The following is a 24,691-nucleotide window of genomic DNA, read 5'->3' as shown; positions in this document are numbered from 1 at the left end:
GACTATTCATTCCTCTTTAATTGCACTTTATGGGGTCGTTCATGCTTTCATTTTTTTTGGCCTGAAGGGGTGTATGGCAGACCCTTTTTTACTCTTGCGCAAGAGGCATTCCATTCCAGCGCTAGAGTCAACCAAATCTAGCGCTAGATGCTTCCCACTCTAGCGCAAGACTCAGCTCCTTCTTGCGCTAGACTTATCGGCCTGTTAAGCCAAAGATTGCTGCCTCCTGCGCTGGAGCCAGGTGGGTTCACGGCAAGAGACAGCTGCTTCCTGCGCCAAGCCATGCTGCGTGTTGCGGCAAAGGTTGATGCATCTAGCCGTAGATTGAGTTCAACCTAGCGCAAGATGCGGGTCAGTCTTGCGGTAGATACAGATCGGTCTTGGGGTAGATGAAAACAGGGCTGGGGTTAGAAGGAGTAGGGTGTTGCTATGGACAGCGGTTCATCGAGTGATTTCAAAGCTAAGTCACGGCAATCAAAGATTTTAAACTCATTGGCTATGCCAGATATAGAAACTATAATCTTAAAGCAAAATGGATGTTGGAATTATTTAAGGTGCTTTAGCTACTAGCCTTCATGCTTTGCGTCAACAAGCGAGAGATGAACTGGCCTCGATATTCACGAGATGGCTTATCATTTACGGCCTCCTTTGCTAAGTCAAAATATCGGATGTCTTCGCCCGGCAAATCAGGCTGCAAACCCTCAGATTGAGCCAACAAATATTGTTTGTTTTCCTGTTCTAATAGTTCTAATTTCGTTCTAAAGGTTTCAATATCAACACTCGATGTATCCAATTTGTAACACTCAACGATTAGAGTGAAAATATTGGACTTATTAAACCAGTAGGAACCACTAGCGAGTCCTAAACTTTCTATAAAACTAATCGCAGAGATGAGCTCGATCTCAGTTTCGCCTGCATTATTGAATTCTTCAAAGTAGCTTTCGATGTATTCCTGCACTTTATCGTTTCTCCTGAAGTATTCCCCTTCACAAATGGTAGCCAAAAGTGTTAGTACAAATTGGAGGGCAAGCATTCTATTGATGTCGTTGTCAGTGAATATCTGATACCTCTCATGAAAGAAATTTAAAAAGGTGTCTCTATTTTCCGGTGATATCTTGTATGAGATTAGTGAAGTGTCAACATCCAAATCCTTCTCGATTATTTGCTTTCCCAAACAAATAAATTCGCTATCTCCCCACTGAGCATTAATCCTTTCTGTAGTATTTAGAGAATACTCAGTGCTATTAATTCTTTGAAATATTTCTCTTATTTGAATTTCGCTGGCATTTTTCAGATACCGGACTGAAATCTCATAATTGAGAAAATCTTCTTTTTCGGATTTCGAAAGATCACTAAAAGCCTTGATTGGAGTACTTTTTAAGCTGAAAACATCCTTGGCTTCAATGTAATTCAGAATTGTGGTGAGTCTTTGCTGCCCATCTACAATTTGATCAGTCAAGACTAGGGTCTCGGTATCGATTTCTCCTGGGGCAATGTAAATCTCTGGAAATGGAAAATTCCAAAGGATCGTTTCTATGAATTTATACTTATGCTGTTTTCTCCACACTAGCTTGCGTTGATAAGAAGGGCTGGGGTCAAGTTCTCCTTTTTTTAACTTGTTATACAGCTCAATAATTTTTTGATTATTGGCTGGAATACTAAAATCCAGTTTTTTCATTTCTTAGATAATTTCTGTTTCAACCCGATAAGAGAGCGCCTTGAGGTTATTTATATGATAGTTCTTGAAAAAATACCAATCCTGGTAAATACCTAACCCGGTCTTTCTTCGAAAATTATCAAATAATTCCTTCTTCATTTGTTCGAATGTTTTTGTAATACAAAACTCATATCCTTTCGGCTTCATATCAGGCCGAAACCACCCTTTAGAGAAATACTCAAAATATTTAAAGCAAATTGGGACTCCAAATGCATCCTCTTTCCCGCCGAAGTAATATTCATTTTGAGTCCACTTGTCCCTAAATGCGTCAGTGTATTCAAAAATGCTATGGCTGATACTGTTGAACAATGAATTTGAAACAACAGCTATATCTAGATCAGACTTATCTTTGGTTAAACGTGTACTCCGAAACTTCGAATCAAATTCCCGGTACAAATTTTTAGGATTTAAGCTATAACCAAGCTTAGCGGATCCAACAAAAATGACTTCGTGGATATGAACTCCCAAATACCCAGCAATCAATGACTTAACTTGGTATTCTTTTGATTTATCTCCCAGAACAGATTGAAAAAAATACGTATCTCCATCAACAATATGCTTTTGAAAGATTTCCTCATGAGAAAGGTGCCGAGAGGTTAGATCATCCTTCAGTTCGCTTATTTTTTGGTCAGTATAACTCATAGTTCCAGGCCTTGATTTTCCTTCAAAAAATGGTTCATTGAAAAAATTTGATAACAATCTACCAAATATTATCTTGAAAAGTATTGAGGCTAACTTAACAAACGTGATTTCGGACATCACGGCAAAACAACATCGATTCGGCGCCTAGGTTACTTTTTTTGACCGAAAAAGAAAAATGCATCTCATTTAGCGTGTTCAATTAGCAAATTGAAAAGGTTCTGTATTGAATAGCGCATTGTAGCAATTTTACAATAGTTCATTTATAATATTAATTTATGAAAGAAGGCCAACGACTTTGGACTAGGGATGAACTAATTCTCGCACTGAACCTTTACTGTAAGCTACCATTTGGAAGACTCCATAGTCGAAATCCAAAAGTCATACACCTTGCTCAGCTTATTGATAGGACACCGAATTCCGTCGCCTACAAACTTGTGAACTTTGCCAGTCTCGACCCTAGTCTTCAAGCCAGAGGAATAAAAGGTGCGTCCAATACGAGCATCCTTGACAAAGAGATATGGAGCGAGTTTTTTGAGGCCTTAAATATCTCCTCCTTTGAAAGTGAGAAATTATTGGCTAAGCTGGAGAATACAACCGTTGAAAAATTGAATAACATCTCTGAAGAAGAGTTGCCGAAGGAGGGAAAAACAAGAGATCAAGTTATTAAGGCGAGAGTGAATCAATCCTTTTTTAGAAAGTCTGTTTTGGCGGCTTACAATAACACCTGTTGCATTACCGGAATTCAACAGCCTGAGCTACTTATAGCGGGACATATCAGACCATGGGGTATGGATGACGCAAATCGTTTAAATATCCGAAACGGAATATGCATTAATGCTTTGCATGATAAAGCGTTCGAAGCTGGGTTGATCACGATATTAGAAGACTATACAATACAAGTTTCCTCAATTCTCAAAAAAAGTAAAAGCAAGGAAACTCAAGATTACTTTATGAAACATCACGGGCAAAGCATCATACTTCCTTCGAGGTTTTTACCCGAAAAGACATTCTTACAATACCATCGTGAGGCTAGATTTAGACCGTAATCATGAATAAAAAGATTTTAGAAGCCATAGCCGACATTGCCTACTTTGCAGGAGCAAAAAATTATTCCTCTGGTGATTCCAGACTAGATGCTTCAGAATTTATTCTGTGGGCAGAGCAATTTGAGAGCCTAAATAGCGACGCCAACTGGGATCAACGAGATTACATTCTTGAAATAGAGGATTTTGCCAACGCAAAAATTCAAGAAGCTTCCCAGACTTAATTCATCCTATACCCTTACTCCTGATACGGCTCATATTATAGCTTCTCACCTTTGGGCTGTGCACGTCCATAATCAAAGTTAATAGATTCTCCCGCACACTATATAATAAGGAGTGGGTGGTCGGCCACTGGGTGAAATACCTGAAGCTGGAGTAGGGTTGTCCGTAATTGAAGCCGTTCGTTCTCCGTCCAGATTAAAGACATTACTATCTGCGGAAGTGCAGATAGTAATGTCTTTAATTTTCAACTCCGCACGTAGCATAGTAGTGTCGCCCAATTATGAACCTGCCCTATCTTTTTGCTACATTAGTATTGCAGCCATCAACCAGTCTCATTATGCGCCTATACACTTTTCTTTTACTTTTTTTACCCGGGTTGGCGTCAGCCAACGGCGGCACCATCCATTCTTCCCTGTTTAAAGAAACAGGAAATATTAAGCTCATTAACACGAAAGATATTCTGCTTTTGCGTGAAGACCTGACGCTTGACTTTTCAGCTAAAAGTACCGTCAAGGCTACAGTGTTGTATCAACTGAAGAATGGCGGGAAGGCTCGATCACTTTTATATGCCTTTCCGGTAGACTTCTACCTAAGCAAGGGCGGCGAGTCATTAGAGGAAGAGAATTTACCAATAGAGGAGTTGATTGAGAATATACACTATTCGATGACCCTCAATGGAAAAGCCATTTCCACCGATTCCATCGTCAGCGAGCAATACCAGTTGAAACGGAATAGAACCCCAGATGAACTACTGCGGGTATGGTTCATTTCTAAGGTTGATATCGAGGAAGGTTTAGAAAACTTTTTGCGCATCACACTAGCCACTCCCGCCGAGTATACCACCTCAAGCATGCATGAACCGGCCTACGATTACGAAATATATGATAGCGGCAACAATTACAAATACCTTTACGACCTGTCACCGGCGGGTAGCTGGGGTAATGGGCAAGCAGGAAACATCACTGTGAATATTGTTCGACCAGGTGAATACGACAACTTCAGGGTGCGTGGACTTGATGGATTCACGCAGCATGCAGAAAATAACACGATAGCCTTTTCGTCTGACAATTATGGTTTCACCGGAAACTCAAAAATATTGGTTGACTATGGCGATACAGATGCCCAACACTTCAGAGAACTATTTTATATCAATCGGGCTCCGGAAGCTGTGAAAGCAATTACGGCGTCGTCCACCCTTGGAGCAACCTATGTTGTGGGAAATCTTATTGATGGTGACTTAGCAACAGCTTGGGTGGAGGGTCACTCTGGTAATGGCATTGGGGAATGGATTGAACTTGATCTAAACCCCAGCTTTACCCTCACCGGGATTGCGATAGTTAACGGCTACACCAAGAATACAGCGACTTTTGTGGAAAACGGGAAGATTAAAAGCGGCTCATTAACTGTGTCCGGCACCTGCTACAATATGGAAAACAGTCAAAGCGTTAAACAATGCAAGGACGAAACGTCGCTTTACATGAACGAAATTTCTTCGCTCCCTGCCGGGTCTGCCAATCTATTGAAAACAGTTGAGTTTCTGTCTTATCAGCCCTTTGAAGGCCCGGAACTCGCCAATTGGGACGACAGTACGAAAATCGAACGAGGCTTCGAATTTATGAAGCCTACTTCCATAAAGATCAAAGTAGATGAAGTATATGAGGGTACCAAATATCAGGATATGTGTATTTCAGAATTACTTGTCTTCGGTTATGTTTACTAGCGCCATTTAGTCGACTTCTGCAGCCCTAACATATGATAAGGAGTTGATCTCTTAGTGCTGTTATATTGTTACCAATCTGCCATGGTCCGATGGCGATTAGTCAACATTTACTACATTTAATCAAACTGCCATAAGCACCATGACAACACTTCGCCGCATCCTCCTTTTCACCCTCCTGGCTTTCTCCACCCATTTTGCCTCGCTGAGTGCCCAGCCCCTCAAAGAAACCGAGTTGAAAACTACCATTGGCGAGGTCACGGTGTTTTTGCAGGGAGCGCAGATTACCCGCACGGGCAAGGTGGAGATAGCCAGTGGCAAGTCGGCGCTGGTGCTGAAGGGGCTGTCGCCGCACATAGATGAGAAGAGCATACAGGTGAAGGCTACGGGAGCGTTCACCATCTTGTCGGTCAACCACCGGTTCAATTACCTGAACCAACTCAGCAAGAACGCCAGGATCGATAGCCTCCGCAACGTGCTCAATGCGCTGACCAGGTCAATAGGCAGCTACCAGGCTATGCTGGAAGTGATTGCGCAAAAGGAAAGCCTGATGAATGAGAACAAGAAGCTGGGCAGCAACAACGCTGCCGCCAGCCTCACGCAGCTAAAGCAGGCGATGGATTTCTTCGAAAAAGAACTCTCGGCGATGAAAGAAGACGAGCTGGATGTTTTAACGAACATCAGTCGGCTGGAGTCGGAAAAGCTGAGATTGGAAAGTCAAATCGGGATGTTGCAGAACGAGCAGGAACTGCCGACATCTGAAATAGAGGTTCGGGTCGAAGCCAACAGCAAAGCCACGGGCGAATTCACCGTTGCCTATGTGGTTACCCATGCGGGCTGGCAGCCCAAATACGACCTGAGGGTAGAGAGTGTGGAGCAGCCGTTGAGCATGACCTACAAAGCGGAAGTGTACCAAAACACTGGTGTCAACTGGGATAACGTGAAGCTAAAGTTTTCGAATGGCAACCCGAATCAAAGCGGCACGGCGCCTAAGCTGGAAACTTGGTATCTGAGCTTTTATAGATATTGGTACAATACCAGTAGTCTTTATGGCTCACGCTCACAGGACTACAGAACTCAGCTCAAGGCTACGGGAGCAGTAGAAAGAGCAATGGCTGTTCCTGAGGAAGAAGTAATGGAGATGGCGGAACCAGAAGCCAAGGCTATCGCCACCACCACCGTCGAAAACCAAACAACGGTGGAGTTTGCTGTCGAAAAGCCCTACTCCATTCAGTCCAACGGCGAGAAGCTCACTGTAGACCTGAGCCAGTACGACATAGAAACCATTTACGAGTACCACGCCGTGCCCAAGCTCGACAAGGACGCCTTCCTCATCGCCCGCATCATCAACTGGGACCAGTACAACCTGCTGGAGGGCGAGGCCAACCTCTACTTTGAAGACGGCTTCGTCGGCCGCTCCATCCTCGATGCCCGTGCCCTCACCGATACGCTGGACATTTCGCTGGGCCGGGACAAAAACATAGTGATAGGCCGCACGAAGGTGGACACGTTCAGCAAGCGGCGGTTTGCCGGTACTAATACCATAGAAACCCGGCAGTTTGAGATATTGGTCCGCAACAAGAAGTCGCAGGCCATCAAGCTTACGCTGTTCGATCAGGTGCCGGTCTCGGCCATTGGTGAGATCACGGTTACCCCCACGGAGCTTTCCGGCGGCAAGCACAATGAGCAGACCGGCGAGGTGAAGTGGGAGATGAACCTCACCGCCCAGCAGCAGCAAAAGCTTACCCTCGGCTACGAGGTGAAATACCCGAGGAAGGAGAAGGTGGTGTTGGAGTGAGGGTAATTAAAGAGGTTACTCTGCCACAAAGAAAGTCGTAACCTCTTTAATCTTCGAAGCACGATTTGTTGTTGAGTAAAGAGGTTACATCTGCAGGGACGTAGAGGAGGTTACTCTGCCCTAGAGAAAGTCGTAACCTCTTTAATCTTAGAAGACGATTCCTTACAGACTAAAGAGGTTACATTTGCAGGGACGCATAGAGTAACCTCTTTAATCTTCGAAGCACGATTTGTTGTTGAGTAAAGAGGTTACATCTGCAGGGACGGATAGAGTAACCTCTTTACTTCGAGAACGATTCGTTACAGACTAAAGAGGTTACATCGGCAGGGACGTAGAGGAGGTTACTCTGCCCCAAAGAAAGTCGTAACCTCTTTAATCTTAGAAGCACGATTTGTTGTTGAGTAAAGAGGTTACATCTGTAGGGACGGATAGAGTAACCTCTTTACTTCGAGAACGATTCGTCACTGACTAAAGAGGTTACATCGGCAGGGCTGTAGAGAGTAACCTCTTTAGTTCTTTACCAAAAAGCTCTTAAACGCAATCTTCTGGCGTTTCCAGGTGTACGTAACGGCCACGGTGTCGCCGTATTGGATGATGGCAGGGTAGGAGAACTCTTCCTCTTCTGTGCCTTTGTCGATATCAACGATGGTGGGCCAGGTGAGGCCGTTGTCGGTAGAAATGCCAAGGGACAGCGGTGACCGTGACCCCCAGTTACCCGAGGTGTTGTTGAAGGCCAGGGCCAAAGTGCCGCCGGGCAGCCTCACCACGTCGATGCCGCTATTGGGATTGGGTAGGTCCGTTTTGTACACCGGCGACCAGGTAACACCACCATCTTCAGAATCACTACGGCAGATAGCGCCGGCAGAGCTCCTTAGCAGCATGTGCACCTTGCCCGGAGCCGACTCCCACAGCGTAGGCTGGATGATGCCTTCGCCTTCAATGGCTGTTCTGTCGAGGGGCAGGAAGTCAGATTTTGTCCATGTTTGTCCATTGTCGGTGCTGCGGTCTACAAAGGCATCCCACACTTTGTTGGTTTCCTTCGACGAGCCCGACAGCAGGGTGCCGTCTGCCAGGGTGATGGGCTTGTTTCTCACCGGGCCACGGCCTCCTTTGTCGCCTGCCACCAGCTCGGCAGGGGCCGACCAGGTTTCGCCGTTGTCGGTGGTGCGGATCCACCAGGTTTCCCAGTTGTCGATGGTTTTGCCCACTTTGAAATAGAGGATGATGTCGCCGGAGGCTTCTTTGAAGAGCACGGGGTTCCAATGGGCATCTTCACGGATTTTGGCCACTTCAATAGGTCTCGAGAAGTTGCCGGCGTTGCCTTTGGTGAGCCAAATGCCTACATCGTCGTGCTTTTCGTGGGTGCCGCCAAACCAGGCTACGAGGAAGTTGCCGTCGTTGGTGCGGACGAGGGTGGAGGCGTGGGCCTGGGCGAAGTCACGGTCGTCGCCGAAAACGAAGTCGGAGGTGAGGGGGGGGACGGTGGGTGTGGGTGCTTCTTTCACGGCTTCTTCCTTCGGTTTTGACTCCTGGGAGCATGCGGTGGCAATGAAGAAAAAGAGAAGATAAGCTGATGAAATTACGGTGTCGTTAAAAAAGGCTGTTTTCATGATGAGGTCTTTGGTAGCAAGCAGTGATCCTTCTAAAAACCGAGATGCCTGTCTGCACAGGCATGACGATTCGTGTCGGGATGAAATGTATTATTACATCGGCTTTGAGCCTACTACCTTGTAGGCTTTGCCGTTCGATTTGGTGAAAATGTAGAGCTCGCCGGCTGCATCGGTGCCTAGTCGTAAGTCTACTTTTTGTCCATTGTTCATTTCTTTGAAGCTGACTGGCTGACCGTTCATGCTTACCTGTAACTTTTTGATGGTGGCTACCTGTCCCAACTTCAAATCACTTACTTCTACGAAGGCCATCCATCCTTGCACAATGTCGCCAAACACATACTTTCCTTTTAGCTCAGGTACGTCCGAACCGGTGTATTCGTACCCGCCCAGGATAGCGTTGCCTTCATCGTGGTCATATTCCGCCACCGGGTAAGTGATGGGGTCGTTGGGATCCATTTGCCTGGCATACACCTTATTCATATCGTCGTACGGATCGATGATGAAGGAACCCTCCCGGTAGGGCCAGCCGTAGTTGTGTCCGGGTAAAATGATGTAGAGCGCTTCGATCATGTGGTGACCAATATTGGACGCCAGCATTTCGCCAGACTGCAGCCAGGTGAGCCTGTGTGGGTTTCTAAAACCCTTGGCATAAATTTCTTTTACTGTATTAGGATCGCTTTCGTTCACGAAAGGATTGGAAGCAGGAATGCCGTACTGCCCGTTTTTGCTGTTGGTACCTGCCGGGTCGATCCGGAAGATGGAGCCCCAGGCGGTTTCCAGGTTGTCGATCAGGAAGGGGTAGCCATTTTCTGATGCCCCTCCGTCCCCGAGGCCGATATAGAGGAGGCCATAATCGGCATCGCCTTTTTTAACGGTTGGGTTGAACCTGATGTCCTGCATGCCATGGATTTGGGTGACCATGTTGATCCGAAACAGTTCCTTGCTTTTACTGGCTTTAAAAGGAGCCTTTGCGGCAGGGTCGGTTGTCCATTCGGTTAATACCCACTGCAGCTTGACCCGTATTGAATCAGCATAGGCAAAATCTGCCGGTGCACTTCCTGCAGGTTCGGTGTGGGTGGTGTAGAGTAAGCCGTTGCTGGTAAATTCAGGATGAAAAGCGAAGCTGCCAAACCCTGTGCCATGGCCCGGCGTGTTGATAAATTTGGGTTGCAGCGCTTCCATGTCCATGTACACCCTGGGTTCGCCGTTGACCAGTTCATAGAGTTTCCCCCGCAGGTCTACCACAAAAGACCGATCGGTGCCGGGGATTTGATCCATTTTGGTTTCCCTGTTAATGAGTGGTGCTTCTCCAGAAGGTGGAAGGCTGGTGATCTCCTTTATTTCCACAGTTATGTCGGACGTCTGGATTGTGTCGGGAATAGGGTTTTCCAAAGCCTCGCCTGCGTTGGTGCCGCTGAAAGCAGGTCCGTCTTTGGTATTGATATAGGCAATGACCTGGTCTATTTGCTCATCCGACAAATAGGAGAATGCAGGCATATAGGAATTGTATTGTTTGAAAAGAGCGACAGCCCGCTCGTCACCAGCGTCGATCATTCCCTGCGGGTTCTTGATGAACTTTTTGATCCAGTCTGCCGATACTTCTTTGGTGAGCCCTCCCAGCTGGGGCCCAATGCCTGCCTGCATAAAATTGTGGCAAGCCCCGCAGGTCATCTCGAAGGTGGCCTGACCAGCTGCTATTACTGCTTCATCGGTGGAAATATCGTTGTTGTCTTTTTTTGTTTCGCCGCCGCAGGAAGAGACTATCAGCAAGATTAAAAGCAGATAGATGAGGCTTAGAAGGGAGGTTGTTTTCATTCTCAAATTAGTTTGTAGCAAGTAAGTGCAGTATCAAATAAATAACGAGGGTCTATATTAATCAAAGATCAGCAAAGGGGAAAAGGAATAGTTGGTCAATGGGTGCGTCATTTCGTTACCTGTGCGACTTGGTCAAAAGCATTTAAAACTCCTTTTCTTCGAAAATCTTCTTTTTTACCCTGATCCGCCAGCTGGCGGAAAAACAAGACTTTGGAAGCCAAGGGTAATTAAACAGCATCGAAAGTCGCCGACCAATTTGTTTTAAATACTTTTGACTTACCACTAGGACGAAATTTTCTTCTCTGCCACCTACCAATTCGTAACTTTGCGTCAATATATTTAAGGAGGTACCCCATGAGTGAGAAAGGATTAAAGTTTTATGCCATCACCAAAATGAAATGTCCCCGGTGCCATGAAGGTGATTTGTTTCCCGGGAGCAATCATTTCAGCTTTTCGAAGTTCACTCATATGTACAAGGTGTGCTCGGTATGCAACCAGTCGTTTGAGCCAGAGCCTGGCTACTACTACGGAGCCATGTTCGTTAGCTATGGCATCAATTCGGTTATTTTTGTGGCTGTTTGGGTGATCCTTGCTTTGATTGTTGACGAGGTGACGCTCACCATGATGATGGCGGCCATTGTCACGATAGTTGTAGGTTTGTTGCCGTTCAACTACCGCTTTTCCAGAAGTATCTGGATCAACATGATGGTGAAATACAGGGGGCTGGCTGCAAAAAAAGAATAGTCTGTCAGCCTTTCTTGAAAAGGTTGAACTTCAGGAGGCCTGACTCGTCTCCTGACTCATCTTTTTCCTTTCTGTGCTTCTGCCGTTCCTTTTTCCGTTTTCTCTTTTCCCTGGCTTTTTGCCTTTTCTTTTTAGTGTCTTTGGCGATGATGTAATGAGCAGAAAGACCTGTCGAAAAAGTGAACCAATCGGAGTGATTAACTTCATAGGCCGGCTTGATGTCGGCCGAAATCACAATGGGTAGTCCGGGTAGCTTCATTTCAGCGCCGAGTATGGCGTCGTAGCCATAATAGTTTCCCTGTTCTTTTTGCTCGCCCAAATGCATGCCGACGCCGGTGTAAATATTGAAGCCTTTGCCAATCAATGGAAAATGTTGTTCAATAAGTAGTGTGCTGCTGTATTGGCTGGGGTAAGCTGCAAAAATACCTTCGAGCGTCGTTCTGGAAAACAGCTTCTGCTTTGCCGTGATGCCATAGTGCTCATTGCCAAACCGGACGCCGAGGGCTGTGGAATATTTCTGTGCCTGGACTGAAACAGCCAGGAAAAGCAATGGGATAAATATTTTGGACATGGCTAGCTAATACTTTTAACTGAACGAAGTATTGGTTCAGTTATTCTCTCAAAGCCTGTCTGTGCTAATATCTTGCCAACTAGCGCATTTGCCCGATTATTTCTCCTGAAAGCTGCTGTATTTCTTTTTGTGAAGCTTCAATGGTTTTGATAGTCTCCCCACTGGAGCCACCCACTTCCATGTCTTTTACACTACCCAGGGCCTTCATGTACCAGTCGGTCCAGGCGCTGATGATTTGAGTTTCTTCCGATGTACTGGCTCCATCCTTTACGGCTTGTCTGCTCAGCTCGGCTTCGGCATTCAGCCTGTCGATGGCTGCCTTTTTTATTTCGCCGATAATCCCCAGAGCGGTTTGATGATCGGCGTTAACAAGTGTGAAAGCCGATGCCAGCGCAGCGGTGGCAACATTTCGCTCTGTCTCTTTCGATACTTTGTCGAGCCGGTCGTTGTCGGTGTGATAAAACTGGTCGGTGAAATGCCAAAGCAGCAAACCCGGAATGTTGGCTTCCAAAAAAGGCACATGGTCGCTGCCTCCTTCGAATGGGTTGTAGCTCACCTGCCAGCTGGCATGGGCTCCCTGTTCCACAAACCGGTTAAATATGAAGTCGTTGAAGTAGTGAGGTTTCATGTCGGCCAGGGTCACGTCGCCAGCTCCCCACTCAGTATGTTTGTCGTTACCTCTCGTCCAGATAGCGCTGGGGTCAGGCATTTTTTCAATCAGAAAAGAGCCACCCGTTACCGCTGTATTTTCCCCCACCATGTCGAGGCTAATGCCCCATTTGATGTTCGAAGCCCTCAGTGAGTCTTCTTCTATGTAGCGCCGGGTGGAGACAATTTCGTCGCCCCACAAAAAGGTAATGGTTCGTTTGGGGTCAAATGAGCCACTGTTCACCAGCCTGGCCGTTACGGCAGCCATTTCCACCTGAGTTCCTGTGCCCGATGCGTTGTCGTTGGCGCCGGGCTCCTGCACATGGGCGCTGAATACCAGTCTTTCATCGGGCACTTGCGAACCTCTCACATTGGCCACCACTGTGAGCTCTTCGGAAGGATAAATCTTCGTTTCAATCTTCACGTTCAGCTCCACCTTTCCCTTCGCCATGGCGTTCTTCAGTTTTTCTCTGGCTTCCCACGACAGGGCAACACACCAGGCTTCTTTGCCTTCCTGATAAGGAATGCTTCTGAACTGAATGGACGTGACGTTTTTCTCGGGCTGGAGATAGCCGGGGTTATTGTAAGTCAGCAAGGCCAGGGCTCCTCCTTTTTGCACGGCCTGTTCGAATGCCTGCCGGGGATTGGCGTCTGCCAGGGCAATTTTTCCTTTTAAGCTTCCGGCTGCTATTCCCTCAATATCTTCAACAAAAACCACCTCACTGCCAATGCCAGCCTCGGGTGTGCTCGTGGAGTAGATCGGCAGCATGTTTCTGTTGGTGGCGAAGCTAAGCAGTGGGCTGTCGGCTCCTTTGATAGACACTTCCCCATTCACTGGTTCCCAGGTGGGTTTGGCCAGTGCCCTTTTCTCTATGCGGTAAACGAGCCTGTCACCGTCGTTTGCAGTTTCTTCTGTTACATAGCCTGCTTTCTGCAATTCAGAAACAATTCTGTAGATGCTGGAGTCGAAGCCTGCGTTGCCAGCCAGTCGCCAGAACTGCTCCACGTAGGCAGTAGTTTCGTAAGCCAGGTCGCCGGTTACTTCTGGTCTTACCAGGTCAAAATAGGTGCTCGAAGGGTTTGGGGTTTCAGCAGTCGGCTGAGCGCAGCTTAGTAAAACGAATGTGAGAAGGAGCAGGGCTATGTTTTTCATGATCAAAGGTAAAAAACGCCGGGGAATTCACAGTGCCAAAGTGGAACTGGTTCGGCTAATTTACCCGAAAGAAAGCCTCTTAGTGAAGTGTTGAATATTAGTGGCTTGAATAAAAAAGAAAAACTGGTTCAATGCGTCTCGCTTGGGCCTTTTTCTTTTTTATTCAAGCTGATGCTTTTGCTTTTTTGGTGAACGTTTAATAACTCTAAGAACTCTTTGAAATCCTTGCTCAGCTCCATACAAACGAAGATTAACTTCCTGCCTTGTCTTTTCTAACGCTACCATTCGCTCTACCTCCGATAGGCTTAGCCAATATGATAGATTGCCATCGTCCTGTCCTTTTTTCACAATACGAATAGGCACTTTTGTTTCCATTGCTTTTAGGGCTTAATTGATTACTTAAAGGTAATCAATATTGTGGTAGGTTTACCCGGCGGTCAGCAATTCCTTCCACCACCAACCCGAGTCTTTCACCGTGCGTTGTTGCGTTTCGTAGTCGACATGCACAAGCCCGAAGCGAGGCTCGTAGCCTTCACTCCATTCGAAGTTGTCGGTGAGGGTCCACACAAAATAACCGTCAACGTCAATGCCTTCTTTTTTCGCACGCAGCACTTGCAGTAGGTACTCCTCGAAGAATTTGATACGGCGGAAGTCGTTCACTGCCCCATTGTTGACCTGGTCTGGCAGGCAAACGCCGTTTTCCGTCACCACTAGTTTTTTGATGCCCTCGTAGCTGGCAAAGCGCTTGAGCATGTGATAAATGCCTTCAGGGAAGATTTCGAAATTCATCGAGTTCATTTCTACATTCCGCTTTGTGGCAGGCACTTCTTTGGCAAAAAGGCCAAGCGAAAACAAGGAGTATTTGGATACGATGCGGAAGTAGTTCTGAATGCCAATGAAGTCGAACTCAAACGGGAGCTTTTCTTCATCCCCAGCTTTCATGAATTTTTCTATCCGCCTGAGGATAGGAACTGCTTTGGTTGGGTAACCCAGCCCGAGCCCTGGTTCCACATACAGTCTGTTGAAAACGGCGTCCATTCTGTTGGCAGCGTCTACATTCCAGGGCAGTTTGTCAATGGGGTCAACATGAGAGCAGGAATACGTAGTACCTATGTTGGCATGAGGCACATTGTAGCGAACAACTCGCCCGCCCTCGGCCTGGCACATGGTGGTGTGATGCGCTGCACTGAGGAATGCATCCAGCCCTTTTACACCAGGCGCATGGTAGCCAGCCATATAACCCAATCCGGTGAAGGCCATCGGCTCATTAAGTACCATCCAGTTGCGTACTTTATCGCTGTATTCCCGGGTAACGAGGTCGGTGTATTCTGTGAACCATCCAATAATATCCCGGTTGGTCCATCCACCCTTGTCTTGCAACACTTGCGGCAGGTCCCAGTGATAGAGTGTGATCCAGGGTGTGATGCCATTTTCGAGGCAGTAGTCAATCACCCGGTGGTAGAAGTCGATGCCTTTGCTATTGATGTGGCCAGTGCCGCTGGGAAGCAACCTTGGCCATGCGATTGAAAATCTGAAGGAGTCGAACCCCATCAGCTTCACCAGGTCAATGTCTTGCTCGTAGCGATGGTAGAAGTCGGTGGCTATATCAGCCTTGTCACCGGTTTTTATTTTGCCTTTGGTGTGAGTGAACCGATCCCACACCGACTCGCCTTTGCCGTCGAGGTTCCATGCACCTTCAGTTTGAAAAGCAGCCGTGGCCACCCCCCATGTGAAGTCATTGCCAAAATCTGCTTTGCTAAACGGGCGAATGTCTTCCAGAAGCTCATGATTACCAGAGGCCGATGGCCTGCCGGATTGGTAAAATGCATGATTGCTGCTTGTTTTTGTTGTGCCTTTATCTAGCATTCTTGTGGATCGACTTGGCTACGCCTGATATTGTTCGGTTTTCCTGAAACAAACGGCAAAGATAAGGAGGATTATGAAGCCCAAAAATATGGAAGTGGTAAACCTGTTGATCCAGCTGAAATAATCGACAATAGCAAGTGCCAAAAGAATGCCCGGGATAAAAAGAATGAGTGAGAGCACTTTCGAAAGAGAACCCTTTTGGATAAGGAGGGTGCCGAGCCAGGCAAAGATCACGGCCAGCAGCCCCCACTTTGCCCAGGTGAATAATGGTAGAAAACTTGTGTAGGGGCTAAAGCTCATTCCGCCATCTAAGTACTTGGAGGTGATGCTAAGCATCATTACATTTTCTAACAGGTCGCTGGTGAATATGATTAGGCCTGCCCATGCCATACTTTTTACGGCGGGTTGGTTGGAGACAACACCGAGTTTATAAATAAAAAGCGACAAGAAAGAACTGTAAACGGCCATGAAAATGAAGTCGAAATAATTTACCCTGTCCAGCCCCATAATCTCTTCTCTGCTCAGCACCTCCAACGTGTTGGCCACATCCACGGCCGAATGGACAAATTCAAGGGCTATTATCAGGCTGTTATAGGGCGGTCTCGCCTTTTCGTTGGGCAGCGACACACTCCTCATAAGTCCGAGGCAAACAACCAGTGGTAAAATAAAAAGCCCAAGACTGCGAAGAGGATAGTTGGGATTATTGATCATTGAATTAATTTAGCGCACTTAAGCTTTGAGAAACTAAAAGCTGATCTACAATATAAGCCATCTGTGGTTTAGTAGATGTAATTCAAACTAAACATTTAGATTTGTTCAAATAATCCGATAAATTCAAGCCTTCTAGATAAGACCAAAAACTAAGAACTATGAAAAACCTGAAATCACTTCTTTTGCTTGCAGTAATTCCGTTCGTTGTTTCCTGTAGCTCAGGCGACAAAAAGGCTGCATCTGCTGAAGAGGCCACTAAGGAAACCGCCGTTGACAAAGTTGAAAAAGAATTTAACTACCCCATTCCTACCTCTTTTGAAGTGACAAAAATGCTTCAGGATGCGCAGGCAGGATTCGTGTTAGGAATAACCAATGATGCCGAAAACGCTGATCAGTATGTTACTGCCTATAGCAAGGCTGTAAACCTGGGTGTTTACGGTGCTGATTTGAGCTACGCCAGTACTTACAACCGTCAGCAGGAGACAATGGACTTTCTGAATGCTTCAAGAAAGCTGATCCAAAGCCTCAACATCTCTTCTGGCTTTAGCATGGAAATGGCTCGTCGTGTGGAGAACAATCTTCAGAACAAAGATTCACTGATCAACATTATTACTGAGGCTTTCTACGACACTTATACTTTCCTTAACCGCAGCTCACAAGAAAGAACTTCGCTGCTAGTGCTTGCTGGTAGCGTGGTGGAAGGATTGTATATCTCATCAAACCTGGTTATCAGCAGCGGCTATGACCAAAAGCTATTGGACGTTATCGGCGGCCAGAAGTCACAAGTGTCAAAGCTGGTTGACCTACTTGGCGAATTTTCTGACGACGAGAATGTGCAGAAGGTACTTCCTGCTCTTCAGGGAATCAAAGAAGCGTATAGCAAAGTAGGCGATAAGCTGACAGCTGAGCAATTTGATGACTTGCAGGTAGCCATCGAGTCAATCCGTACGCAGATCGTTACACCATAATTTAATTGCTTGAGTTAGTTCCTATTCCCCGGCTATGACCGAGTCGATTGTAAATGCTTTAATGCATCTGTTCGCCATCATTGAGAGTGTCAAAGAGGACGATCAGTTTGACTCGGTTCAATTAGTGATTAAGCCTTATCTTAACAGGAGCCTGAACAACGAGGAACTAACTCAAGCATATCTTGACCTCTACAATAATTACCTCTCTTTTCACAGAAGCCAGCCCCGCACAGGCGACAAGGAAGCCCTTCTGGCCACTGATGTAGAGAGTATTCTTCAGGTTACCAAAATCTGCAATCAGCTCAATCAGGAGCTTCTTCAGCACGAACGTATCATTGTATTTCTCCAGCTTCTGGAGCTCATTTTTGCCGATGGGAAGGTAACCGACCGGGAGGAGCAGTTTGTTATGCTGGTGGGTATGAACTTCAGCATACCCAGCAAAGAAGTAAATGACATCAAGGCTTTTGTCCTCAACAAAGATGGTAAGGGCATGGACACCCAGCGGGGGCTGGTGATTGACAACCGTGCCACCGAATGGTCGGATGACATAGCCTGGATGATGAAAAAGAAGAAAGTGGCCGGGGCCACCGAGTTTCATCACATGCGGGTGGAAAACATGTTTGGGAAGATACTTGTGCTTCATATTGCGAGTATCAACACCTTCTTTTTCCGATACGACGGCCCCCTCAACCTCTATGTAGAAAGCAACAAAATTGTCAAAAGTAAGTCGTATCAGCTCAAGCCCGGGTCTATAATCAAAGGCAAGACGATCAAGCCGATTTACGAAACTGAAATCACCAAAAAGTTCCTTGAAGACCATAAGCGGGGACACATTGTCCTGACCGGGAGGAACCTCACCTTCCAATTTAAAAACAGCGACAATGGTATCCATCCCTTCAACTTTTCGGAGGAGTCGGGTACGCTGGTGGGCGTAATGGGTGGCAGTGGGGTAGGAAAGTCGACACTGCTGAACCTGCTGAATGGCAAAATTGAGCCGACCGAGGGGAGAGTGACCCTGAACGGCTTCAGCATGGAAAATGCCGCCCGTTATGGAATGATAGGCTTTGTGCCACAGGACGACCTGCTATTTGAGGAGCTCACGGTGTACCAAAACCTTTTCTTCAATGCGCAGATGTGCTTCAGCGAGTTTAGCAAAGAGCAACTTGAGGAAACCGTTGACAAAGTGCTTCACGAGCTCGACTTGTATGAGATCAGAGACCTTCGGGTCGGCGATCCTTTGAACAAATCTATTTCAGGTGGGCAACGAAAGAGGCTGAATATTGCCCTTGAGCTGCTGCGTGAACCAGCGTTATTATATGTGGATGAGCCAACCTCCGGGCTTTCTTCTATGGATTCTGAGAAGGTGATGTGGCTGCTCAAAGACCTGACCCGCAAGGGAAAGCTTGTTATTGTGATCATTCACCAGCCTTCGTCGGATATTTACAAGCTTTTTGATAAGCTGTGGATGCTGGACAGGGGCGGTTTCCCCATCTACAATGGCAACCCCATTGATGCGGTTGTTTATTTCAAAAGCGAGAGTACACAGGTAAACGCCACCGAAAGCGAGTGCCCGCATTGTGGCAATGTAATTCCCGAGCAGATTCTTCAGATCGTCGAAACCAAAACCATTGATGACGACGGGCGCCCTACATCGGAAAGGAAAATCAAACCCAGCGATTGGTTTCATAAGTACAAAGAGAAGATTGAGCCGTTTGTTCCTCAGCTGCGTCACGACACGTCCATTCCCAAATCGAATTTTAGGCTGCCCAGCTCGCTCAAGCAGTTTTTGATTTACAGCAAGCGTAATGTGCTCTCAAAGGTCGCTAATAAGCAGTATATCCTAATCAACCTCCTGGAGGCCCCTGTGCTGGCGTTTATCCTCGGATATTTCTCTAAATATTCAAGCGGACTTGAGTATAACCTGGCGGAGAACAAGAACCTGCCGGTGTATCTCTTTATGGCGGTGGTGGTTTCCTTGTTTATTGGGATGTCGGTGAGTGCAGAGGAGATTTTCAAAGACCGAAAGATTATTGAGCGGGAGTCGTTTCTGAACCTTAGTCGGTTCAGTTATATCAATTCCAAGGTGAGCTTTCTATTCACATTGTCGGCTTTTCAAATGCTGACATTTGTGGTCATAGGCAATTTTATCCTCGAAATCCATGGTCTTTCTCTTTACTACTGGCTGTTGCTTTTCTCTACCGCTTGCTTTGCCAACCTGGTGGGGTTGACCATATCGTCCGCTTTCAACTCGGTGATCACCATTTATATTCTGATTCCTTTCATACTGGTGCCGCAGCTGCTACTGGGAGGGGCCATGATCAAGTTCGATGACCTTCACAAATCGCTTACCAACAGGGTCTATGTGCCATTTATCGGAGACGTGATGGCCTCACGGTGGGCGTATGAGGCCATTGCCGTGGCTCAGTTTAAGGAGAATGCCTATGAGAAGCATTTCTTTGAAGCGGAGAAAAAGATCAGTGCTGCTTCATTCAATATCTCATTTAAAATTCCGGAACTGGAAGTCATCACCAACTCGCTGATGCAGGATGAGAACAAGGAATCGGAAAGCTTTGAGGCCAGACTCGATATCCTCCGAAACGAACTGGACGGGCTGGGGAAAAAGGTAGAGATGCAGCCATTTACGTTTGCTAATAACCTGACACCGAAGAGCTTTACGCAAAATATCGGGAAAAATGTATTGAGTTACCTCGAATCGCTGACGAGGGCATTCACCGTTAAAATGGAAGATGCCGCCAATGAACAAGAGGGTATTTACAATGGATTGTCCCGAAAGATCGGAAAGGATGAGATTTTGGTTCTTAAAAAATCATCCTTCAACGAGGCACTGTCCGACATCTTATTGAACAGGAATGAAATTAAGGTGCTCTATTATGGAGCTGACCAGCTGATTCAAAAGAAGGATCCTGTATTAATGGAGCCTGAGTCCAACCTGGGAAGAGCACATTTTTACGCTCCCGTGAAAATCTTTTTGGGCTACCGAATTGATACCTTCTGGTTCAACCTGATGGTGCTCTGGTGCATGACCGGGCTGCTTTACGTACTTCTGGTTAAAGATTTCTTTGGCAGGGCAATGAAGGGGGTATGGCGCACAAGGCTGAGGAAGGAGTAGCCTAGCTTAGCTCTTCAATGAGGTGGGTTTGCCCTAAAAAAGTGACCTTGTCACCTTGCCTCTTTCCAAAAAATGCCTGGCCCAGCGGTGAGCCGGGTGAAATCACAAAGTAGTCTTTCCCATCGAGTGATACTTTGCCCAGGCTGGCAGCAAAGTAGTAGTGCCCAAGCGATGTTTTAACCATGCTTCCCAGCTGGACAGTGACAGGGATTTTGGATGGGTCAATAGATTTTAGAACCTGCAATAGCTTTTGGGCTTCACCTGCTTGTGTGGCATTTTTTTCTATTTCCTGCTGCATCATGGCTCGGCCGGTTTCGTATTTGTCACCGGCGCTGCTTTTCGTTTCCGAATTGGCGGCCTCCCTGGCCTCGGCAATAGCACTATTGGCTGTATCAATTCTTGACTTCACATGGTCAATGCACGTTTGCAAAAGCTGTTGTTTGACTTCCATAGGGTGAAGGAAAAGTATTGATTTCAGATATTTCTTAAGGGTGCACCCAAATGTAAATAGAATTAAACGTTTTTAAACTTTGGATTGCTCATTACCTTTGGTTTGGCGTTTAGCAACTTACTATGAGTAAAATCCTTATAAGATTCACATTCACCGCTCTTATTTTTTTAGGCCTAAGCATAAAAACGATTGGTCAGGGGTATGATATTAAAATAACTGTGGAGGGCATGCAGGACAGCGTGGCTTATCTGGGCTATGTTTTCGGCGATCAACGGTTTCTGACCGACACCACCCGGGCAACTGCTCCTGGGGTCTACCGTTTTACCGGAGCGAAGGAGCTTCCCACAGGCATCTACTTTCTTTACTCTCCCAATTATTTTCTTGAGCTGATAGTAAAGGAGCAGAAGTTCAGCCTGAAGACTACCAAAGAAGGTGCCTTCCGAACCATGGAGGTAACATCGTCGCCGGAGAACCTGGTGTTCAAAGAATTTCAATTAGGAATGGTGGAACTCCAAACCCAGAAGCAGGCCATAAGAAAGAAGCTGGAGCAGGCTTCAACAGCAGCTGACTCTACGGCTATTTTTGAAGAGGACAAGGAGGTGAGTGAAAAGCTCAATGATTTCAGACAGGGGCTGATTGCCAAATACCCCGATTCGTTTGTTGCCAAATTTGTGCGGCTAATGGCGCTCCCCGATGTGCCTGGCATACCTGAGTATACCGACGTGACCGACGATGTGGAAAGGGGCAGGTTGAAATACGAGTACTACAAAAGGAAGTATTTTGAAAGCATCGATTTTGATGATTCGGGACTGCTCAGAACGCCAGTGTTGAAGTCGCCGGTTATCCATTTCCTCGACAAGGTGGTGATCCAGCATCCGGACACCATCAACGTGTATGTAGATAAGATAATGACCAAAGTGCTTGATCAGCCAGACGCCTTTAGATTTTGGCTGGTGACGCTGTTCAAAAAATACCAGGAGTCCAAAATCATGGGCATGGACGGTGTGATGGTGAACCTGGCAGAAAAGTACTACCTCACGGATAAGGCAGACTGGTTGAGCAAAGAAGACAAAGAAAAGCTAGCTGAGGAAGTAGAGTTTGTGAGCCCCAACCTTGTTGGAAAGCAAGCCCCAACCCTTCAATTGTTGGATACCTTGCTATCACCCATCAACCTGAGTCAGGTAAAGGCCGAGTTTACTATTCTCTTTTTTTATGACCCCAACTGTGGGCACTGCAAGAAGTCGACGCCAGTGCTTTTGGAAGAATACCATCGCCTGAAAGACAGTGGAGTGGAAGTGATGGGGATTTGCATATCTACTGATATTGAGGAGTGGCGCCGGTTTGTGTATGAGTATGAGCTCGATTGGATCAATGCCGCTGACCCTTACTACAGAAGCAATATGCGCCGGGACTACAATGTAAGAACCACGCCGCAGGTTTACATCCTCGATAAAAATAAAAAGATCATTGCCAAGAAGCTGGAGGTAGAACAGCTGGCAGGGTTTATTGAGCAATACCGGGCTGTACAGCGGCCTGCCGGGGAGGATTAAATAGTATTAGTTGTGCTTAGGTTTTTTTTGAGCTAAATTTTTGGCTGAAACCTACTGACAATGACAACTCCCCGTTCCTTAATAAGCTATTTTGCTTCATTAATTCTCATTTCCTTTCTTTTTTCATCGTGTGAAAAAGCTTCCGGCGACTACAGTGGCTGGCCCGCCTACGCCGGATCCAAAATGGGTGAAAGGTATTCTTCGAATGATCAAATCAACAAGCAAAATGTAAGTAAGCTACAGGAGGCCTGGCGCTACAGCACGGGAGACAAGGACCCCAAAAACCGGTCGCAAATCCAATGCAATCCAATCGTTGTGGGCGGGGTGCTGTATGGCACTTCGGCAGAGTCAAAGTTATTTGCCCTGGACGCCGCTACAGGTGCAGAAAAGTGGGTTTTTGATCCTTTCAAGGAGACCAGGGAGCAGCTAACCGAGGACAGGTTTTGGTTTGCGGTGAACCGGGGAGTGATGTACTGGGCGGATGAAGCTGGTAAGGGAAGGATATACTACAGCATTGCCGAGAACTTGTATGCGGTCGATGCAGAGACGGGCCAGTTGGTGGAAAGCTTTGGACAAGGCGGCCATATCGACCTTAGAGAGCAGCTTGACACCGACCTGGATATTAGCAAGACATATGCCTCAGGCACCACACCTGGAGTTATTTTCAACGACCTGATCATCATGGGCATGCGGTTGTCGGAAGGGCCTGATGCCCTACCCGGGCATATCAGGGCTTTTGATGTGCGGACCGGGGAGCGGAAGTGGATCTTTCATACGATTCCTCACCCTGGCGAAAAAGGCTACGAGACCTGGGAAGACCCCGACGCCTGGAAAAAAATAGGCGGAGCGAACGACTGGTCAGGCATGTCGCTCGACGGAGAGCGGGGCATCGTTTTCGTATCGACAGGCACGGCCAATCCCGACTTTTACGGAGGTTTTCGCAAGGGCCAGAACCTGTTTGCCAACTGTGTCATAGCGCTCGAAGCTGGCACGGGCAAGTATATCTGGCACTATCAGGTTGTGCATCACGACCTGTGGGACAGAGACCTGGCTACCAATCCGATCCTTACCACTGTCAATCATGAAGGCAAAATGGTCGACGCCGTGGCGCAGATTACCAAGCATGGTTATGTATTTCTTCTGGAAAGGGAAACTGGGGAACCGATCTTTCCGATTGAGGAGGTGCCAGTACCTACCTTTGCGCTTGATGGTGAGGAACCGTGGCCAACGCAGCCTGTCCCCACCTTGCCGGAGCCATTTGCCAGACAATCGTTCACTGAAGCAGAGGTGTATGGCACCACTCCCGAGGCCTATGCATATCTGCTGGAGAAATTTAAGACAGTCAAATACAGTGAGGCGTTTACGCCTCCGAGCAAAGAGGGATCGTGGATTTTCCCTGGCTATGATGGCGGGGGAGAATGGGGGGGCGCTTCGGTTGACCCGGAGTCGGGTATCCTGTACGTTAATTCCAGCGAAATGCCCTGGGCGTTGCACATGGTGGAGGCTCCCGCCAGTGGCACCGGCGGCTCTTCTTTGAAGGGCATTGGCCAGGGTGTGTACAACAAGTATTGCATGTCGTGTCACGGGCCCGAGAGAAAGGGCAACGGGGCTGCTTATCCGTCGCTGGTTGATTTGAACCAACGATACAACAAAGCACAGCTGTCAACTTTGATTTCAACAGGCAAAAATATGATGCCAGCCTTCAAGCAAATTCCTGATGGAGAGAACGAGGCCCTGATGGCATTTGTGCTCGATTTGGAAGACAAAGAGGCCGTGCCTGAAGTGGCTGGTGAAACTGTAGTGATGAAAACGCCGGACATACCGTTTACCATGACCGGGTACAATCGCTTCATAGACGAAAATGGCTACCCTGGTATTACACCACCCTGGGGAACGCTGAACGCCGTTGACCTCAATACGGGCAAGCTACTTTGGAAGAAGACCCTTGGGGAGATGAAGGAATTGACTGAAAAGGGCATTCCGCCGACAGGTACAGAAAATTATGGTGGCCCGGTTTCCACCAAAGGAGGCCTGGTTTTTATTGCCGCTACCAAGGATGAAAAGATCAGGGCATTCGACAAAGTAAGTGGCGAGGTGCTCTGGGAAGCCGACCTACCGGCCTCAGGCTTTGCTACTCCGGCAGTTTATATGGTGGAAGGCAAGCAATACGTTGTGATCGCCTGTGGTGGTGGCAAAATAGGAGCGAAGTCCGGCGGTGAGTACGTGGCGTTTGCGCTGCGGGAGTAAGACAGCAGAGTTTTTACTTTTCCATATTTTAATTATTAGTCCGTTGTAGGATAATCCTTGGCAATTTTTGTTGCTATTAGTTATTTGG

General features: G+C 47.0%; 19 protein-coding genes. 9 read left to right on the top strand and 10 right to left on the bottom strand.

Features of this window, described 5'->3' with window-relative positions; translation table 11 throughout:
• Positions 1 to 559: 559 nt before the first annotated feature.
• Both RIG68_RS17945 and RIG68_RS17940 read right to left on the bottom strand, forming a co-directional pair.
• Positions 560 to 1,678 carry a GmrSD restriction endonuclease domain-containing protein gene (locus tag RIG68_RS17945; protein WP_350125319.1) on the bottom strand — a complete coding sequence of 373 codons (1,119 nt, stop codon included), beginning with the start codon at positions 1,676 to 1,678 and terminating at the stop codon, positions 560 to 562.
• 3 nt (positions 1,679 to 1,681) lie between these two features.
• Positions 1,682 to 2,359: a hypothetical protein gene (locus RIG68_RS17940; protein ID WP_350125316.1), complete on the bottom strand. Its 678-nt coding sequence runs from the start codon at positions 2,357 to 2,359 to the stop codon at positions 1,682 to 1,684.
• Positions 2,360 to 2,634: 275 nt separating this feature from the next.
• Here RIG68_RS17940 and RIG68_RS17935 point away from each other — a divergent pair, with 275 nt between their 5' ends.
• From RIG68_RS17935 to RIG68_RS17920, 4 genes are all read left to right on the top strand, one after another.
• Positions 2,635 to 3,405: an HNH endonuclease gene (locus RIG68_RS17935; RefSeq protein WP_350125313.1), complete on the top strand. Its 771-nt coding sequence runs from the start codon at positions 2,635 to 2,637 to the stop codon at positions 3,403 to 3,405.
• Positions 3,406 to 3,407: 2 nt separating this feature from the next.
• Positions 3,408 to 3,626 carry a hypothetical protein gene (locus tag RIG68_RS17930; RefSeq protein WP_350125310.1) on the top strand — a complete coding sequence of 73 codons (219 nt, stop codon included), beginning with the start codon at positions 3,408 to 3,410 and terminating at the stop codon, positions 3,624 to 3,626.
• A 335-nt stretch (positions 3,627 to 3,961) separates the two neighbouring features.
• A complete protein-coding gene (locus tag RIG68_RS17925; RefSeq protein ID WP_350125308.1) occupies positions 3,962 to 5,344 on the top strand; it encodes a discoidin domain-containing protein in 1,383 nt (460 codons plus the stop codon).
• A gap of 139 nt (positions 5,345 to 5,483) precedes the next feature.
• The gene (locus RIG68_RS17920; RefSeq protein ID WP_350125305.1) at positions 5,484 to 7,139 is read left to right on the top strand and encodes a DUF4139 domain-containing protein; all 1,656 of its coding nucleotides are present in this window, start codon (positions 5,484 to 5,486) and stop codon (positions 7,137 to 7,139) included.
• Positions 7,140 to 7,648: 509 nt separating this feature from the next.
• Here RIG68_RS17920 and RIG68_RS17915 read toward each other — a convergent pair.
• Positions 7,649 to 8,749 (bottom strand): sialidase family protein, encoded by a 1,101-nt coding sequence (locus RIG68_RS17915; RefSeq protein ID WP_350125302.1) that lies wholly within the window; start codon positions 8,747 to 8,749, stop codon positions 7,649 to 7,651.
• A 93-nt stretch (positions 8,750 to 8,842) separates the two neighbouring features.
• A complete protein-coding gene (locus RIG68_RS17910; protein ID WP_350125299.1) occupies positions 8,843 to 10,564 on the bottom strand; it encodes a PQQ-dependent sugar dehydrogenase in 1,722 nt (573 codons plus the stop codon).
• Positions 10,565 to 10,918: 354 nt separating this feature from the next.
• Between RIG68_RS17910 and RIG68_RS17905 the strand changes: the two genes are divergently transcribed.
• Positions 10,919 to 11,308, top strand: a complete 390-nt coding sequence (locus RIG68_RS17905) for a DUF983 domain-containing protein (RefSeq protein WP_350125296.1) — start codon at positions 10,919 to 10,921, stop codon at positions 11,306 to 11,308.
• Positions 11,309 to 11,312: 4 nt separating this feature from the next.
• Here the strand turns inward: RIG68_RS17905 and RIG68_RS17900 are convergent, their stop codons facing one another.
• The 5 genes from RIG68_RS17900 to RIG68_RS17880 form a co-directional block, all read right to left on the bottom strand.
• On the bottom strand, positions 11,313 to 11,879 hold the full coding sequence (locus tag RIG68_RS17900) for a hypothetical protein (RefSeq protein ID WP_350125293.1): 567 nt from the start codon (positions 11,877 to 11,879) through the stop codon (positions 11,313 to 11,315).
• Positions 11,880 to 11,958: 79 nt separating this feature from the next.
• The gene (locus RIG68_RS17895) at positions 11,959 to 13,680 is read right to left on the bottom strand and encodes a M28 family peptidase (RefSeq protein WP_350125290.1); all 1,722 of its coding nucleotides are present in this window, start codon (positions 13,678 to 13,680) and stop codon (positions 11,959 to 11,961) included.
• 159 nt (positions 13,681 to 13,839) lie between these two features.
• Entirely contained in the window at positions 13,840 to 14,055 is a 216-nt protein-coding gene (locus RIG68_RS17890; RefSeq protein ID WP_350125287.1) for a hypothetical protein, read from the bottom strand.
• A gap of 51 nt (positions 14,056 to 14,106) precedes the next feature.
• The gene (locus RIG68_RS17885) at positions 14,107 to 15,546 is read right to left on the bottom strand and encodes a GH1 family beta-glucosidase (RefSeq protein WP_350125284.1); all 1,440 of its coding nucleotides are present in this window, start codon (positions 15,544 to 15,546) and stop codon (positions 14,107 to 14,109) included.
• 18 nt (positions 15,547 to 15,564) lie between these two features.
• Entirely contained in the window at positions 15,565 to 16,257 is a 693-nt protein-coding gene (locus tag RIG68_RS17880; protein WP_350125281.1) for a hypothetical protein, read from the bottom strand.
• 158 nt (positions 16,258 to 16,415) lie between these two features.
• Here RIG68_RS17880 and RIG68_RS17875 point away from each other — a divergent pair, with 158 nt between their 5' ends.
• Positions 16,416 to 17,225, top strand: coding sequence for a hypothetical protein (locus RIG68_RS17875; protein ID WP_350125278.1), 810 nt, complete (start codon positions 16,416 to 16,418; stop codon positions 17,223 to 17,225).
• A 34-nt stretch (positions 17,226 to 17,259) separates the two neighbouring features.
• Positions 17,260 to 20,355 (top strand): ATP-binding cassette domain-containing protein, encoded by a 3,096-nt coding sequence (locus RIG68_RS17870; RefSeq protein WP_350125275.1) that lies wholly within the window; start codon positions 17,260 to 17,262, stop codon positions 20,353 to 20,355.
• Position 20,356: 1 nt separating this feature from the next.
• Here the strand turns inward: RIG68_RS17870 and RIG68_RS17865 are convergent, their stop codons facing one another.
• Entirely contained in the window at positions 20,357 to 20,806 is a 450-nt protein-coding gene (locus tag RIG68_RS17865; RefSeq protein ID WP_350125272.1) for a 3-oxoacyl-ACP synthase, read from the bottom strand.
• A gap of 122 nt (positions 20,807 to 20,928) precedes the next feature.
• Here RIG68_RS17865 and RIG68_RS17860 point away from each other — a divergent pair, with 122 nt between their 5' ends.
• Together RIG68_RS17860 and RIG68_RS17855 are read left to right on the top strand one after the other, a co-directional pair.
• Complete coding sequence (locus RIG68_RS17860) at positions 20,929 to 22,356, top strand: redoxin domain-containing protein (protein WP_350125269.1); 1,428 nt, start codon at positions 20,929 to 20,931, stop codon at positions 22,354 to 22,356.
• Positions 22,357 to 22,416: 60 nt separating this feature from the next.
• Entirely contained in the window at positions 22,417 to 24,603 is a 2,187-nt protein-coding gene (locus RIG68_RS17855; protein ID WP_350125267.1) for an outer membrane protein assembly factor BamB family protein, read from the top strand.
• Positions 24,604 to 24,691 lie beyond the last annotated feature (88 nt).

Source organism: Imperialibacter sp. (assembly GCF_040222385.1).
In the GTDB taxonomy this organism is placed as follows: Bacteria; Bacteroidota; Bacteroidia; order Cytophagales; family Cyclobacteriaceae; genus Imperialibacter.
This window is presented reverse-complemented; position numbering and strand designations above follow the sequence as displayed.